The organism is Adlercreutzia mucosicola DSM 19490, assembly GCF_000422625.1.
GTDB classification, from domain to species: domain Bacteria; phylum Actinomycetota; class Coriobacteriia; order Coriobacteriales; family Eggerthellaceae; genus Adlercreutzia; species Adlercreutzia mucosicola.
Map to the genome: position 1 here is coordinate 237448 of NZ_KE383895.1, position 14604 is coordinate 252051.

At 64.7% G+C, this 14604-nt stretch carries 13 protein-coding genes; 8 read left to right on the forward strand and 5 right to left on the reverse strand.

Annotated elements, in window-relative coordinates; all coding sequences use genetic code 11:
- Positions 1 to 8 precede the first annotated feature (8 nt).
- Positions 9 to 1046: a threonine aldolase family protein gene (locus G503_RS0112060; RefSeq protein ID WP_028027760.1), complete on the reverse strand. Its 1038-nt coding sequence runs from the start codon at positions 1044 to 1046 to the stop codon at positions 9 to 11.
- Positions 1047 to 1593: 547 nt separating this feature from the next.
- On the opposite strand from G503_RS0112060, the gene G503_RS16600 reads away from it, so the two are divergent.
- From G503_RS16600 to G503_RS0112075, 3 genes are read left to right on the forward strand one after another with little or no spacing between them, the layout of a single operon-like run.
- A complete protein-coding gene (locus G503_RS16600; protein ID WP_235715565.1) occupies positions 1594 to 2115 on the forward strand; it encodes a PadR family transcriptional regulator in 522 nt (173 codons plus the stop codon).
- Complete coding sequence (locus G503_RS0112070) at positions 2112 to 2747, forward strand: DUF1700 domain-containing protein (RefSeq protein ID WP_028027761.1); 636 nt, start codon at positions 2112 to 2114, stop codon at positions 2745 to 2747. The genes G503_RS16600 and G503_RS0112070 overlap by 4 nt, the downstream gene beginning before the upstream one ends.
- Positions 2737 to 2982, forward strand: a complete 246-nt coding sequence (locus G503_RS0112075; protein WP_028027762.1) for a hypothetical protein — start codon at positions 2737 to 2739, stop codon at positions 2980 to 2982. Before G503_RS0112070 ends, G503_RS0112075 begins: the two co-directional genes overlap by 11 nt.
- Positions 2983 to 3081: 99 nt before the next feature.
- On the opposite strand, the gene G503_RS0112080 is transcribed toward G503_RS0112075, so the two are convergent.
- Together G503_RS0112080 and G503_RS15170 are read right to left on the reverse strand one after the other, a co-directional pair.
- Positions 3082 to 3447, reverse strand: coding sequence for an arsenate reductase family protein (locus tag G503_RS0112080; protein ID WP_035023079.1), 366 nt, complete (start codon positions 3445 to 3447; stop codon positions 3082 to 3084).
- 72 nt (positions 3448 to 3519) lie between these two features.
- Complete coding sequence (locus tag G503_RS15170; protein ID WP_084636612.1) at positions 3520 to 6165, reverse strand: HAD-IC family P-type ATPase; 2646 nt, start codon at positions 6163 to 6165, stop codon at positions 3520 to 3522.
- Between the two features lie 192 nt (positions 6166 to 6357).
- Between G503_RS15170 and G503_RS15790 the strand changes: the two genes are divergently transcribed.
- Positions 6358 to 7113, forward strand: coding sequence for an SOS response-associated peptidase family protein (locus tag G503_RS15790; RefSeq protein WP_084636613.1), 756 nt, complete (start codon positions 6358 to 6360; stop codon positions 7111 to 7113).
- Positions 7114 to 7537: 424 nt separating this feature from the next.
- Here the strand turns inward: G503_RS15790 and G503_RS15795 are convergent, their stop codons facing one another.
- Positions 7538 to 8131, reverse strand: coding sequence for a TetR/AcrR family transcriptional regulator (locus tag G503_RS15795; protein WP_028027764.1), 594 nt, complete (start codon positions 8129 to 8131; stop codon positions 7538 to 7540).
- Between the two features lie 235 nt (positions 8132 to 8366).
- Here G503_RS15795 and G503_RS0112100 point away from each other — a divergent pair, with 235 nt between their 5' ends.
- The 4 genes from G503_RS0112100 to G503_RS16905 are packed head-to-tail and all read left to right on the forward strand — an operon-like array spanning position 8367 to position 12802.
- Positions 8367 to 10769: a molybdopterin-dependent oxidoreductase gene (locus tag G503_RS0112100; protein ID WP_035023082.1), complete on the forward strand. Its 2403-nt coding sequence runs from the start codon at positions 8367 to 8369 to the stop codon at positions 10767 to 10769.
- Positions 10770 to 10771: 2 nt separating this feature from the next.
- Positions 10772 to 11389, forward strand: coding sequence for a 4Fe-4S dicluster domain-containing protein (locus tag G503_RS0112105; RefSeq protein ID WP_028027766.1), 618 nt, complete (start codon positions 10772 to 10774; stop codon positions 11387 to 11389).
- A 12-nt stretch (positions 11390 to 11401) separates the two neighbouring features.
- Positions 11402 to 12562 (forward strand): NrfD/PsrC family molybdoenzyme membrane anchor subunit, encoded by a 1161-nt coding sequence (gene nrfD, locus G503_RS0112110; RefSeq protein ID WP_051191248.1) that lies wholly within the window; start codon positions 11402 to 11404, stop codon positions 12560 to 12562.
- Between the two features lie 36 nt (positions 12563 to 12598).
- Positions 12599 to 12802, forward strand: coding sequence for a TipAS antibiotic-recognition domain-containing protein (locus G503_RS16905; RefSeq protein WP_257482864.1), 204 nt, complete (start codon positions 12599 to 12601; stop codon positions 12800 to 12802).
- Between the two features lie 64 nt (positions 12803 to 12866).
- Here the strand turns inward: G503_RS16905 and G503_RS0112120 are convergent, their stop codons facing one another.
- On the reverse strand, positions 12867 to 14306 hold the full coding sequence (locus tag G503_RS0112120; RefSeq protein ID WP_028027768.1) for an ATP-binding protein: 1440 nt from the start codon (positions 14304 to 14306) through the stop codon (positions 12867 to 12869).
- Positions 14307 to 14604 lie beyond the last annotated feature (298 nt).

The following is a 14604-nucleotide window of genomic DNA, read 5'->3' on the forward strand; positions in this document are numbered from 1 at the left end:
ACGATTCCCTACAGCACCTCGGCCAGAGCTTGCTCCAGGGCTGCCAAGTCGTCGGCGGTGGTGGACCAGCTGGTGACGAGGCGGATGGCAGTGTGGGTGTCGTCGACCCGCTCCCAGAAGCTGAAGCGGATGTGCTCGGCCAGAGCCGCCATCTGGGTGTTCTCCAGCACAATGAACTGCTGGTTGGTGGGGCTTTCGCGGAAGAAGGTGCAGCCGGCCTCGCTCAGGATGCGGCGCAGCTCGGCGGCGGCGTCGATGGCGGCGCGGCCCACTTCGTCGTAGAGACCGTCGGTGAAGAGCGCGTCGAACTGCACGCCGAGCAGGCGCCCCTTCGCCAACAGTGCCCCATGCTGCTTCACGTGGGTGAGGAAGTGCTTGGGCATGCCACCGCGGGGAAACACCACCGCCTCGCCGCACAGGGCGCCGCACTTGGTGCCGCCGATGTAGAAGGCGTCGGTAAGGCGCGCGATGTCGGCCAAGGTGACGTCGGTGTCGCGGGCAGCCAGGCCGTAGGCGAGGCGCGCGCCGTCTAGGTACAGCGGGATCTCGTAGCGACGGCACAGAGCCGAGAGCTCTTCCAACTCGGCCAGCGAGTACAGGGTGCCCAGCTCGGAGGGGTGCGCGATGAACACCATGCCGGGGAGCACCATGTGCTCATGGGTCTCGTCGGCGTAGAAGGTGCCCAGGTAGGCGGCCACGTCGGCGGCCCGCAGCTTGCCGTCGTGCTCGGGCAGGGCGATCACCTTGTGCCCCGTCGCCTCGATGGCGCCCGCCTCGTGCACCGCGATATGCCCGGTGTCGGCTGCGATCACGCCTTCGTAGCCGGCGAGCAGCGACGAGATCACCACGGCGTTGGTCTGTGTGCCTCCCACCAGGAAGAACACGTCGGCCACGGGGTCGTCGCAAGCCGCGCGAATGCGCTCTGCAGCGCTCGCGCAGAACCGGTCCGTCCCATATCCCGAAGCTGGTTCGAAGTTCGTTGCCGCCAGCGCCTCCAAAATCCGCGGATGCGCGCCGGTGGAATAGTCGTTCTCAAAAGAAATCATGGATGCTCCTCAGTGTCGCGGTCTCCCCATTATTCCACAATGGCGAAGGCAACGAGCGGGACAGGCTGGCGAGTTGCCGTGACAGAAAGGGTTCTTCTGGTGCATATTTTTGGACTTATATAGCTAACGTGGCACTCGGCGATGGGCGAATGATGAATGGGGCAATCGCGCGCTTCGCATTACGCCTGGTCAAAATAGAGAGATGAAGTCACCGAGGGTGGATTAGATCGATGAGCGAGGGACGACATGCTATATAAGTCCAAAAACGTGCATCGAAAAGGCCCTTTCTGTCACCAGGATTGAAAGCTCGACTTCCTTCCCCTGGTTGGCCGTGCGCTGCAATGTCGCGCTAGTGCGATGACGCGGGAGGCGCGAAACCGAGGGGCCCGTGGGCAGTGCAGAGGGCGGGCGACCTTGCGCCAGGCTGTCGCGCAGGCTTCGCGTTAGTCGGGCCTCCTTCCTTCTTCAGCAAATTTAAGGGACAGCCTCTTGACGAAGTTGTGCGACTCTTATACTATGCAACACATAGTATCATGCGAAAGGAGGTATGATGGACGCTCAAATGAAGCGTGGGTTTCTGGAGGCCTGCGTGCTCGCGGTGCTGAGCCGCGGGGAATCCTACGGTTACCAGATCATCAAAGACGTGCCGCCGTCGCTCGGTCTTACAGAATCGACGTTGTACCCGCTGCTCAAGCGGTTGGAGGGCGCGCGCTGCATTGCTGTGCGCTCCGCCGAGCACAATGGGCGGCTACGCAAGTACTATCGCATCACGACCGAGGGCCGCGCTCGCGTGGAGGCCTTTGTGGAGGAATGGAACGAGGTGGAGGCCATCTACCGCTTCGTGCGTGAGGCCGCGGTCGGCGGTGCACCTGTGACGGTCGCGCCCGCAGACGTTGTGCCCGTAGCTGCCGCTGCGCCCGCCGCGACCGCCCTAGGTGCCGCATCTGCGCCGCCCGCGCCCATCGCGGCCGCCGAGGCCGCCATGACTACCGCGCCGGCGACCGTCCCAGTTGTCCCGGCTACCGCGTCGCCGACGAAAGACCTCCGAACTGAAGGAGCTGCATCATGAACAAGCAGGAATACCTTGCCCAGTTGCGGGCGGCCCTCGCCTGTCTGCCCGAGGGTGAAATCGAGGAGTCGGTGGCCTTCTACACCGAGATGATCGACGATCGCGTCGCCGACGGCCTCATCGAGGAAGAGGCCACGGCCCAGCTGGACGATCCGAAGGCCGCCGCACGGGCCATCATCGCCGATTTGCCTGTGGTGCCGCGGACCGTGGTGCGCACTAAGCAGAGGAACCGTGCGCTGTACTGGACGCTCGTCATTTTGGGATCTCCGCTGTGGCTCACGCTGCTGCTCGCCGCCGGTATGCTGGTGCTGGCGGGCCTGCTGACCATCTGGTGTCTCATCCTGGGGCTGTGGCTGTTGGCAGCGGGATTGCTGGCGGGCGGTCCGCTCGGCATCGGCGTGTGCCTATGGGCGCTGGCTGTGGGTCAGCCAGCCTATGGTGTGTTCGAGCTGGGGTCGGGCCTTCTCTGCTTCGGTCTGGGGCTGTTCTGCTTGCACGGGGCCGTGGCCGCCAGCAAGACGCTCATGCAAGTGTCGCGCCAGTGGATCGCGAAGGCCAAGGCGCCCTTTGTGAAGGTGAAAGAAGAGGGCGCGGCCGCCTTCGTCGGAAAGGAGACCGTCCATGAATCTTAGCGAGAAGCTCCCTTGGCTCACCTGGAAGAACGTCCACCTGGTGGCGGTGGCCTGCATCGCCGTGGGGTTCATCATCCTCGCGGTGGGCATGGCAATCATCGGCTCCATCGTGGCCGGCCTCGAGAATCCCAGCTGGCAGGCCGTGGTGGACCTGCTGAGCTTCCCCGGGATGCCCAGCGACACCTGCGGCATTCCCGAAGCGCCGACACCTCCCGAGCCACCGGCGATTTCCTAGCCACAGCCGCTGGTAGACGCTATTCTAGCGGATGCTGTGCCCGAACCGGATGGGAGCTCGCGAGGGGCGCGCCGCCTGAGGGGCGCCCCTCGCACGACTCTACCGTCCCAGGACCTCCTCCCAGGCGGCTTCCTTGAAGCCGGGGATGGCGGTGGCGGCGGTTACCAGCAGCGGGCGCTTCACGAGCATGCCGTTGGTGGCGAGCAGGGCGTATTGCTCCTCCTCGGACAAGGTAGGCAGTTTTTTTGACAGCTCCATCTCGCGATAGAGCATGCCGCTGGTGTTGAAGAAGCGCTTGAGGGGCAGCCCACTCATCTCGTGCCAAACGCGCAGCTCGTCGGCCGTGGGATTGTCCTCCACAATGTCGCGGTCGGTGTAAGTCACGCCCTGCGCATCCAGCCATCGCTTCGCCTTCTGGCAGGTAGAGCACTTCGGGTATTCCAGGAACAAGACGCCATTCGCCATAAGAACCTCCTTGATCGTATGCGCCCCATGGTAGCAGAACCGTCCCGGCCCGGTGGGGCGGTTCTGCCGCATTCAGCGTACCGTGGGGGTGTTCGCCGCCATTCCTGCCACCTGCGGAACGAGGGCGCGGTAGAGCAGCTGGAAGGCGACGGCGTCGATGGCGAGGGTGGGGATGAACAGCATCGTCATGGGCCCGGTGAAGGGGGCGATGTCGAAGAGGTGGGGGAACAGGACGACGCCGAGGGCGGTGCCGGCGACCGCCACCACGAGCAGGGCGATACGCAGGGGATTGAAGGGGATGCAGAGGCGCAGGATCAGTAGCACGCCGATGAAGGTCACCGTGAGCACGCAGAGGGTGGACACCTGGTCGTAGGCAAGGCCGATGGCACCGTAGCCGATGGCACACAGGGCGACGATGCTCGCCAGGCCGCAGATGGCGCCGGGAATCGACCGCGTGATGCAGTTGCGCAAGAAATGGCCGCGCACCAGATCGTGATTGGGCTCAAGGGCCAGCACGAAGGAGGGCAGGCCGATGGTGAACGCCGAGACGAGGGTCATCTGGATGGGTTCGAAGGGATATTGCCAGGGCAGGAAGACGAACAGCGTGGCGGCGCCGGTAGACAGCAGGGTCTTTACCAGGAACAGTGATGCCGAGCGCTGCAAGTTGTTGATAGAGCGGCGCCCCTCGGCCACCACGTGGGGCATGCTGGCGAAGTCGTTGTCCACCAGCACCAATTGGGCCACATTGCGAGCCGCGTCCGAACCGGCGGCCATGGCCACGCTGCAATCAGAGGCCTTCAGGGCCAGCACGTCGTTCACACCGTCCCCGGTCATGGCGACGGTATGGCCCTGCTGCTGCAGCGCCTGCACGAAGGCCTTCTTCTGCTCGGGGCGCACGCGGCCGAACACGCTGTAGCGGCCGATGGCCTCGGCAATGGCCTCGTCGGTGGCAAGCGTGGTGGCGTCGACGTACTGGTCGGCGTGGGGAATGCCCACCTTGCCGGCAATGCCCGCCACGGTGCGCGGATCGTCGCCGGAGATGACCTTCAGGGTGACGCCCTGCTCGATGAAGTAGCCGATGGTTTGGGCGGCTGTGGGGCGAATCTGGTCGCGGATGCACACAAAGCCGAGGGGCGCGGGCGTGCCCTCGACGGCTCCGTCGGCAGCGAAGCCGCCCACTTCAGCGACGAGCAGCACGCGGTTGTCGGCGGTGAGGGCCTCCAGCTGAGGGCGGATGCGCTCCAGGATGCTAGGCGCGCCGGCCAGCACGAACTGGGCCGCGCCCATGACGTAGGCGCGTCCGTCTTGGAAGACGGCGCCGGAGAACTTGGCCTCGGACGAGAAGGGGATCACGCGGGCGGGGGCCAGCAGATCGGTGGTATCGGCGAAGTAGGCTTGGATGGCCTGGGCGGTGTCGTTGGGATCGCGGTCGGAAGCGGCCAGGGAGGCGAGGACGCGGGAGAGGTGGGCGGCTGGGTCGGAGCCGGGCGCGGCGGTAGGCGCGGCGTCGGGCGTGGCGCTGCTGCTCGTGGTGCTGCTTCCGGCAGCCTTCCCTTGCTCGGCACCTTCGCCCGTAATGTGCGGCCCTTCCCCGTTCGCGAGGTCTTCCACCACCGCTACCTTCGCCACTTCCATCTTACCCGTGGTGATCGTGCCCGTTTTGTCCAAGCAGAGCACATCGACACGGGCGAGGGTCTCGATGCAGTACAGCTGCTGTACGAGCACCTGGCGGCGTGACAGGCGGATGACAGCCACGGCCAGCACGGTGGATGTGAGCAGGATGAGCCCCTCGGGGATCATGCCCACCAGGGCCGACACCGTGGACAGCGTGGCCGCGTCCCAGGGGATATGCTGGCCGAGGAATTGGCGTGCGAACAGCAGGGCTCCCAGGGGAAAGATGACGATGCTCACATATTTGATGATGCCGTTGACGCTGGTCATGATCTCGGAATTTACGGCCTTGTGCTGCTTGGCTTCGGCAGTTATGCGGGCAGCGTAGCTTTCCGCGCCCACACGCACCACCTGGGCCAGCACCGACCCGGCGCTGATGAACGACCCGCTGAGCAGCTCGTCGCCGATGGCCTTGGGCACTAGCTTGCCTTCGCCGGTCAGCAGGCTCTCGTCGGCCTTGCAGCCGCCTTCCACCACGCGGCAGTCGGCGGGCACTTGGTCGCCGCGCCCGAGGCGGATGATATCGTCGCGCACGATATCGGCCAGGGTCATGGTACGGAATGTGCCGTCGCGCAGCACGCTGGCCTTCGACGCCACAACGATGGCCAGACGGTCGGTCATGCGCTTCGAGCGAATCTCCTGGACGATGCCGATAATCGCATTGATGACGATGACCAGCATGAACAACATGTTCTTGTAGGAGCCGGTAAGAGCGACCAGCACGGCTAGCACCACGTTCACGAAGTTGAACAGCGTGCAGAGGTTCTCGCGCACGATGCGCCCGATCGAGCGCGTCTTCACGCCCGCGTCGGCGTTGGAAAGCCCCTCGGCCACGCGCGCCTGCGCCTCTGCACTGGTCAGTCCGCGCAACGGCGAGTCGTGAGAGGGCCCAGCGCTTGGGCCCGGCGCGGCTTTGCAAGGGCCGGTAGGGGCGTTGATTGCTGTGGCCGCGGCGGAAGCGGTGGTGGCTTCGGCGCTCGCAGCGGAGGCGGGATCTGTGCTGGCGGGATTGGTATCGGGGCGCGTGGCAAGGGGCTCGGTGGCCATCGGGGCTCCTTCCGCTGGGGCATTTTGGTGCGCGTGGGTTCTCGTGCCATGGTACCGTCGCGCCCTGCTCGCGTGCCCCTCCTGCCAACTTGTCGCCATCGTGCCACTAACTTGTAGCCACCCCTTCAGTCGGGGAGGTCGCCTATACTTATTCATGTTATGCGCGGCCCAGGCAACGGAAGGGAGAGCGGCGTGTGTCATCGGTTTACTTTGTTGAACGGGGAAGAGGCTGACCGGGTGGTGGATTGGCTGCGGGCGGTGCGCCGCGCTCTCGCTGCCGGCACGGCGGCGGACGGGGTGGCCCCGCCATCGTTTGCGCGCCCGGGTGCCGTGCCCTTCGAGGCCATCGACTGCTATCCGGGGGCGGAGAGTTCGGTGATTGTGACCGAAGGATCTGCCGCAACGGCTCAGGCGACTCAGGCGGCCCAGGCGATGGCCCCCGTCGCTCCAGCGCCGATGGCGTCCCCCGGCGAACTGGCGCGGATTGACCTGGTATGGGGCATCGAGGTACCTTGGCAGAAGGGCCTCGTGTTCAATGCGCGCATCGAGTCGGCGCTGTCAGGCTCGGGTATGTGGCGCACGGCCATGGAGGATGCTCGCTGCATCGTGCCCGTGCGAGCGTTCTATGAGACGCGGAATGTGGAAGCGCCCTCGGGCCGGCGACCCCAGTATCGGTTCAGTGTCCGTGGAAGCGAGGCCCTGCTGCTCGCGGGTCTGCGCATCGGCGATCGCTTTGCCCTGGTGACCTGCGATCCCGACGCTGTGGTGGGTGCCGTTCACACCCGCATGCCGCTGGCCCTCACCGCGTCCGAGGCCCTTGCCTGGCTCGATGGCCGCCCCGATGCCGCCGTCCTTCTTCAGCGCCACCTTCCCGTTCCGCTGATCGCCGAAGAAGAGCCTGATCCTGCTAGACGGCCCGCCAACCCCGACCAAATGTCGCTATTTTAGGAGAGCGTCATTGCGGGTGCGCCCGTCAGGTTGGGGCGGCGCGCGGATTTCGGGCGTGCATAAATGCTTTTGCTCGAGGAATCCGATGTGCTCGCGTGACCTGCGAGGCACACCTCGGCGATCGTGCGCCCTCTCGGGCGGGATCTCCTCACCTTTTTGTAGAAGATTGCGAGTTATGAGCGTCTAAGAGGAGCCTCTTCTTCGTACTCAAGAAATGTAGAAGGCGTTGACCTGGCGTTTTGCTGCGGCCGAAATTACCAGGGCCCTTGCCCATTGCGGTCAGACGCTCATAACTCGCAATCTTCTACATTTTCGCGCCGATGAGATTACCGCAGGGGTTTGTCGGCCAAGCGAAGCCCTACGGATTGATTCTTGGGGATTTCTCTTTCCCCTGGGGATAAACCCCCTAGGGCCACTGTCTTATTCAGGTTGAGGGCCGGGGGCTCATGAGGTGCTCCACGCTGTGGAGCGTCATGGACCCCAGCAGCTGGGCGGCATCTTCCACGGGCACCACCTTCCCCGCGCGCACCCATTCGCGATAGCACTCCAGGGCCATGTTGCGGATGAGGGCGCAGACCAGCTCCTCCTGGTCAGGCGTGATGCCTTCGCGCCAGAACAGCTCGTCGGCGAAAGCGCGGTAGCGGTTCATCTGGGTGGCGTAGATGCGCTCGCCGAAGTCGTAGAAACTCGGCGAGCAGACGAGCCGCTCAATCATGGGCGGCTGGGCGGCCAGGTAGCGGAAGAACCGCCGGGCGTGGCCGTCCATATCCCACGGATCGTCGGGGGTCTTCTCATAGTAGGCGAAGAATTCGTCCATGATGCCGTTCATGATCTCGTCGTAGAAGGCCTCGATGGTCTCGTAGTGCAGGTAGAAGGTCTTGCGGTTGATGCCGGCGCGGTCGGTGAGGGCCTTCACGGTGATCTTGTCGAGGGTCGTCTCGGCGATCAGCTCCTCGAAGGCCCCGCGCAGGGCGTTGCGCGTGCGCACGACGCGCAGATCGCTTTTCCTGTCGATCATCGTCCCCTCCTCGCGGCCCTGCTTCTTGTCGTCGTTCGTATCTTAGCGGGTGTAACGCCGTTTCGGCGACCTCGTTAATGCCCACATTTCCAAAAATGGGGCATAAGCCCCGCTCTCCCTCAAATGGGCAGTGATTTCCCTGTTGACGCTTCGTAGACTGCACCCAGGAATCGCCGCTGGCCTTGGGGAAGGCGCGAGCGGCTAAAGACGGGTGCGAGAAGAGCAGGAGGACACCATGGAGCAGAAACCGAGGGGGAGCGCGCTGAGCCGCCGCAGCTTCCTGAAAACCGCTGCCGCCGTCGGTGCGGTCGGCTTCGCGGGCGCGAACCTGGCGGGCATCGCCGAGGCAGCTGGCTCGCCGGCCGCGGGATCAGCGGGCGAGACGCAGGCCTTCACCTACCACAACGAGCACTGCCTGTGCAATTGCATGCTCCAGTGCACCGTGCGCGACGGGCGGCTCGCGATGATCCAGCCGCGGCCCAACGAGGACCATCGTTTCCAGAACGTGTGCCTGAAGGGCCTTTCCGAGGTGCAGAACATCTACGGCGAGGCGCGTATCCAGCGTCCCATGAAGCGCGTGGGCGAGCGGGGAAGCGGCGAGTTCGAGGCCATCAGCTGGGAGGAGGCCTTCCAGATGATCGCCGAGAACTTCAAGGCCATCCAGGACAAGTACGGCAAGGATGCCCTGTGGATCCAGTTCTCCACCGAGGCCTCGCAGCGCTTCCCACCGCTTCTGGCCAGCGTGCTGGGGGCTCAGGCCGGCGGCATGAACGGCTACGACATGGGCCAGGGCAACGGGCAGATCATGGCCTTCTCGCCCTGGATCGGCATGTTCGCGCAGAACACCATCTGGGAGTGGCCCGAGGCTGCCGTGGTCATTCTGGCCAACACGAACCTGGTGGAGACGAGCCTCACCTGGTCGCGCGGCATGCTGGATGCGCAGGAGGCGGGCACGAAATTCATCTGCCTGGACCCGCGCTTCAGCCCCACGGCGGGCAAGGCCGACCAGTGGGTGAACCTGCGGGCCGGCACCGACCCGGCGTTCTTCCTTGGCATGACGAAGTACATCCTGGACGAGGACCTGTTCGATCGCGAGCACGTGCTCGCCCACACGTCGCTGCCGTTCCTCATCGATGCGGAAACGGGTGCGTGCCTGGTGGACGTGACGCCGGGCACCGACCCCGAGACCGGCGAGCCGATGGAGTTGAAGACCTTCTACGTGTGGGACGAGAACACGAACGCGGCGGTGCCCCAGGAGACCGCGGGCGTTGCTGCCGCCCTGGAAGGCGAGTTCACCGTTAACGGCAAGCGCTACCTCACCCAGTTCACGCGCCTGCGGAAGGACATGGAGCCCTACACCTTGGAATGGACCGCCGCCACCTGCGACATTCCCGCCGATGTGGTGGCCGACGTGGCCACCCAGTACGCGGCCGGCCCCTCCATCATCGATAACGGCGTGGGCGGCATCGACAAGTTCGGCAACAACGACGTCGCCGGCCACTGCTACGCGCTCATCGCCTCGCTCACGGGCAACTACGGCAAGCGCGGCACCGGCTGCGGCATCTACGGCTATCACGTGACGCCCTACGAGGCGCACCTGGGCGCCTGGCCGCTTCCCGAGGGCATGGCGCCGGCACCCAGCCCCCAGGGCTTCTACGATGTGGTCAAGGGCGACACCATCCACGGCGCGATGTTCTTCGGAGACATTCCCACCCAGAAGGCCGCGAACTGGAACAAGACCCTGGAGTGGATCGACTCGCTCGACTTCGTGTGCCTGGCCGACATCTACCACAGCTCGGTGACCGACTTCGTCGATCTGGTGCTGCCCTCGTGCAGCAAGTTCGAGTGCGCCGATGCCGTGGGCGGCATCAAGTGCGCCAACGCCCATATTCTGGCCAACCTGAAGGTGCTCGACCCGCTGTTCGAGAGCAAGTCGGACTTCTACATCGAGAAGGGCATCGCCGAGGCCATGGGGCTGGGAGACGTGTTCCCGGCCGACGGCGAGGAGTACGCGCGGGCGCTTTTGACCACCGACGACCCGCAGGTGGCCGGCTTCACCTTGGAGAAGCTTCAGGAAGCCGGCGGCGCTTTGCGCCTCATCGGGTCGGAGGACCTCATTGCGCCCGAGGTGGGCTTCACCTACGGAACGGCATCGGGCAAGCAGGAGCCCTACTACGAGGCGCTGCTGGAATTCGGCCAGGCGTTCCCCGCCTGGGAGCAGCCGTGTGAGGCCTATCCGGAAAACCCGCTGCGCGAGAAGTACCCGCTGCAGTTCAACCAGGCCCGCTCCCGTTTCCGCGTGCACTCGGCCTACTCGGGCGCGAAGTGGATTCAGGAGGTGAGCGAGCCTCACATCGAGCTGAACCCGGTGGATGCCGCCGCCCGCGGCCTGGAGGACGGCGATGCGGTGGAGGTGTTCAACGACCGCGGCTCCTTCCGCACGGTGCTGCGGCTGAACGAGTCGGTGCGCCCCGAGAGCGCCTTCATGGTGGAGAGCACCTACCGCCAGTACCTGGACGGCACCATTATGCAGGCGGTGTCCAACGACACGCTGAACGAGCGCGGCTACGTGCTGCCCTTCGGCCCCATGATTCCCTACAACGATACGCTCATCGAGATCAAGAAAGCTGGTGAGTAGCCATGACGAAGCTTGCCATCGGCATCAACCTGCGCCGCTGCATTGGTTGCAACACCTGTGCTGTGGCCTGCAAGATGCAGAACAACGTGCCCGACGGAATGCTGTGGAGCCGGGTGCTGACCGAGGGCTGCGAGCAGTTCGACGGCGCCGAGGGCGTCTACCCGCACCTCACGCGCACCTACCTGCCCCTGGCGTGCCAGCATTGCGAGAACCCGGCCTGCGAGCGGGTGTGCCCCACCGGCGCCACCTACAAGGATGATATGGGGCGCGTGGAAATCGACTACGACAAGTGCATCGGCTGCCGTATGTGCATGGCCGCCTGTCCCTACAACGCCCGCACCTTCAACTGGAACGAGCCCGTGCGCGCCACGGGGGCTGCCTATGGGGATGCGCGGGTGCCCGAGCGCGGCCGCGGCGTGATGGAGAAGTGCACCCTGTGCAAGGAGCGCACCGACGAGGGCGAGGCACCCATGTGCGTGCACTGCTGCCCCGGCGATGCACGCATCTTCGGCGATCTGGACGATCCCGATTCTGCCGTGTCGCGCCTGCGCCGCGAGGGCAGCGCCGAAGTTCTGCTGGAAGATAAGGGCACGCGCCCGCAGGTTTTCTACGTTCGCTAGGGGGATTGCGCTATGACTTCGTTGATGAAAAACCCGCTTGTCGTCGGGTCGGGCGTGCTGGCCCTCGTGGGCGCCGGCGTGTACGTCTACCAGCTGATGTTCGGGCTCGGCATAACCGGCATGAACAACTCCACGAGCTGGGGGCTCTACCTCACCTGCTTCATGTTCTTCGTCGGCCTGTCCGCCGGCGGCCTCATCGTCGCCTCGTCGGCCTCCATCTTCGGCATTAAGAAGTACAAGGCCGTGGCGCTGCCGGCCGTCATCCTGTCGCTCGTGTGCATCTGCTGTGCGGGAGTCTGCGTGCTCGTGGACCTCGGCGGTATCCAGCGCATCTGGCGCATGGTGACGGGGCTGAACTTCATGTCGCCTCTGGCCTGGGACATGATCGTTATCACGCTGTACCTGGTCATTAATCTGGTGTACCTGTACTTTATGTGTTCGGCGAAGGCCGATCCGGCGAAGGTGACGGTGGTGTCGCGCTTCGCGCTGCCGGTAGCCATTCTGGTGCACTCCGTGACCGCGTGGATCTTCGGCTTGGAAATTGCGCGCGAGGCCTGGCACACCGCCATTCTGGCGCCCATCTTCGTGGCCTCGGCTTTGGACTCTGGCCTGGCTCTGCTGGTGCTTGCCCTGTTCGGCCTCCGGGCGCGCGGCGTGTTCCAGACGCCCAACGAGCTGGTCACGAGTCTGGCGGGGCTTTTGTGCACCTGCATCGCCGTGGACGCCTACTTCATCGGCTGCGAGATCCTCACGACGGCCTACAACGGCACCGGGGGCGGCCTGGCGGTGCTGAACACGCTGCTGTTCGGCGGCACGGCTCCCTTCTTCTGGTTCGAAGTGGTGTGCGGCCTGGTGATTCCCTTCTGCCTCTTGGTGTTCGCGAAGAACCGCCGCAATATGAAGATCGTGGGCGTGGCGGCTGTGCTCGTGGTGGCCGGCGTGTTCTGCAAGCGCTGCTGGCTCATGTTCACCGGGTTCGCCGTGCCCAACATCGTCGGCGGCCCGGGCATCACCCTGGGCAGCGCGGCGGCTCAGACCGGGGGTGCTGCCGATATGTGGGCGATCATGGGCGTGTATGCCCCCACGGTGCCGGAGGTCGTGCTGACCGTGGGTATCTTCGCGCTCGGCGTGTGCGCTTTCACGGTGTTGTGCCAGCTGCTGCTGAGGAAGTAGCCGACGCGGGGCCGTTGGCACTGCGGCATCCGCCCGGTGCTTATCTTCTCGGTCGTCTCTTATGCGCGGAGGAGGCAGTCCCACGGGACCGCCTCCTCGTCCGAGGCCCACGCCGTCTTGGCCGAAGGCTACGTGGCCGATCCGCGCTTCACGACCTACTACGACAGCGCCGCCGGCGAGGGGGCCACGGCCTTTCTGCGCGACGCCCTGGTCGCCTGGTGCGCGGAGCAGGGTAAGTAGTACGCGCGGAATACCCCTCCCCTTTTTTAGCGAACCGGCCCGGGATGCCTCCCGGGCCGGTTCGCTATTTCACTTGCCAGAAGCCGGATTTGTCGGAGCCGACGCGCTCTACCAGACCCAACTCGCGTAAACGGCGGAAGGATCGGCGCACGGTACTTTCCGAGATGTTGAGGTTCTTGGCGATGCGCGGCGCCGTCAATCGTCCGTCGATATCGATCATGGCCAGCACCTTCTCGTCGTTCAGGGTGAGGCTCGTGTCCTGCTGCAGAGCCACCGCGCGGGCCGTGGCTTGCACCTCGGGCAGCTCGGTGCGCGCCGGCGGATGGTTCGCGATGGGGTGCGGATTGGCGATGGACGAGGTCAGCATAGAATCGGTATCCAGCGGGAAGCAGACCATGGTCTCGTCGTCGCGCAGCTCGAAGCTGGGCTCGGCCGCGCCGGCCTCCATGCACAGAAGGCGCATAGAGCCGATGCCGTTGCCCCAGCCGTCGATGATGCCGAGTCGCCGCAGGGCCGCTACCAGGGTGGGGTTGTTGGGACGCGAGGTATGGCGTCCCAACAGTGCGCTGACGGTCCAGGTGCGCGGCGGCCGCCCCACGTTGTCGATGCAGATACGGTCGGTGAACACGCTCACCTGCACTGGGGTGCCGCTGTCGTAGTTCTTGTGGGCCAGAGCGTTCAGCACGGCCTCGTGCACCGCGTCGCGCGGCGGCGTTCCGGGGCGCAGGCTGTAAGTGGAGATGCCGTCTTCCTGGCCGGTCACGTCGGACAGGTACTTGTCGTACAGGGTTTCCACGGTAGCGTGCACCTGCTCGATAAGTGAGCCGTAGATCTCGTCTTCGAAGATGGGAGTGCCGCCGCGGCCGCCGAAGAAGCCGATGCGCACCGTGGCGCCGGGGATGTACTGGTGCGGCCGATCGTGCAGCAGCAAGATGCCCACGTTGGTGGGGGTGCCCACGCCAGTCATGAGGCCCGCGTGGCGCAGGTCCTCTTCGATGGCCGAGGCCTCATCCAAGGCGGTGACCAGGTCGGTGTCGCGCGAAGTGCCCGTGAAGCGCGCCACGAGATTCAGGTTCAGATCGTCCAGGCTCGCCTGCACCACGGGCCGCGTTTCCCACTTGATGTCGGGTTCCAGCTCGGGCTGCAGCAGGCGGTCCAGGGCATCGCCGTCCAGGATGCGGTTGGTACCGTCCTGGTAGAAGTAGAAGGCGCCACGGTAGCTTATCGGCTCGGATGCTGGCGGAATGACCACCTCCAAGCAGAAGAGGCCGCCATCGAGCACCAGCTCTATGGCGCAGGTGAGATCGAGGGCCTGGGAGATGGCGCCGGGGATCGAACGCATAACGCGGTTCGTCTTGCGCTTGACCACGCCGCGGCTGTCGACGTCGGCGTCCAAGATGAGTCGGCCGCCGCCGGCATTGGCGATGCCGCAAACCAGTTCCAAGCAGTCGTCGCGCCAGACAGAGCGGCGGGCGATAGGCAGGGACGATTCCGTTGTTGCCATGGGATCCTCTCTCTTACCCTAGCAATACCAGTGCAGCACATTATAGGTGAAGCGCAGAGGTTCCGCCACGATCCCCTGAAGGGGGTGAACCCTGAAAGGGGGGAAGCAGGTTGTGACTCATGGGTTAAATTTGATATATAAGCACTAAGGTTTTATTATCTAGTACATATAATATTCATAATTGAGGTAGTCTGTCTGAGGATGATTGTCGAGCCATGAACTTTTATATTCTCCCTGATGACAGCATTGTTTTGGTTCGGTAACAAACGTTTTCTACGCTCCATGCTCCTTTCCAAAG

Coding starts and splice junctions, on each gene's coding strand:
- G503_RS0112060 (WP_028027760.1), bottom strand. CDS start 1,046: ATGATTTCTTTTGAGAACGACTATTCCACCGGCGCGCATCCGCGGATT.
- G503_RS16600 (WP_235715565.1), top strand. CDS start 1,594: ATGATGGACGCTCAAATGAAGCGTGGGTTTCTGGAGGCCTGCGTGCTC.
- G503_RS0112070 (WP_028027761.1), top strand. CDS start 2,112: ATGAACAAGCAGGAATACCTTGCCCAGTTGCGGGCGGCCCTCGCCTGT.
- G503_RS0112075 (WP_028027762.1), top strand. CDS start 2,737: ATGAATCTTAGCGAGAAGCTCCCTTGGCTCACCTGGAAGAACGTCCAC.
- G503_RS0112080 (WP_035023079.1), bottom strand. CDS start 3,447: ATGGCGAATGGCGTCTTGTTCCTGGAATACCCGAAGTGCTCTACCTGC.
- G503_RS15170 (WP_084636612.1), bottom strand. CDS start 6,165: ATGGCCACCGAGCCCCTTGCCACGCGCCCCGATACCAATCCCGCCAGC.
- G503_RS15795 (WP_028027764.1), bottom strand. CDS start 8,131: ATGATCGACAGGAAAAGCGATCTGCGCGTCGTGCGCACGCGCAACGCC.
- G503_RS0112100 (WP_035023082.1), top strand. CDS start 8,367: ATGGAGCAGAAACCGAGGGGGAGCGCGCTGAGCCGCCGCAGCTTCCTG.
- G503_RS0112105 (WP_028027766.1), top strand. CDS start 10,772: ATGACGAAGCTTGCCATCGGCATCAACCTGCGCCGCTGCATTGGTTGC.
- nrfD (WP_051191248.1), top strand. CDS start 11,402: ATGACTTCGTTGATGAAAAACCCGCTTGTCGTCGGGTCGGGCGTGCTG.
- G503_RS0112120 (WP_028027768.1), bottom strand. CDS start 14,306: ATGGCAACAACGGAATCGTCCCTGCCTATCGCCCGCCGCTCTGTCTGG.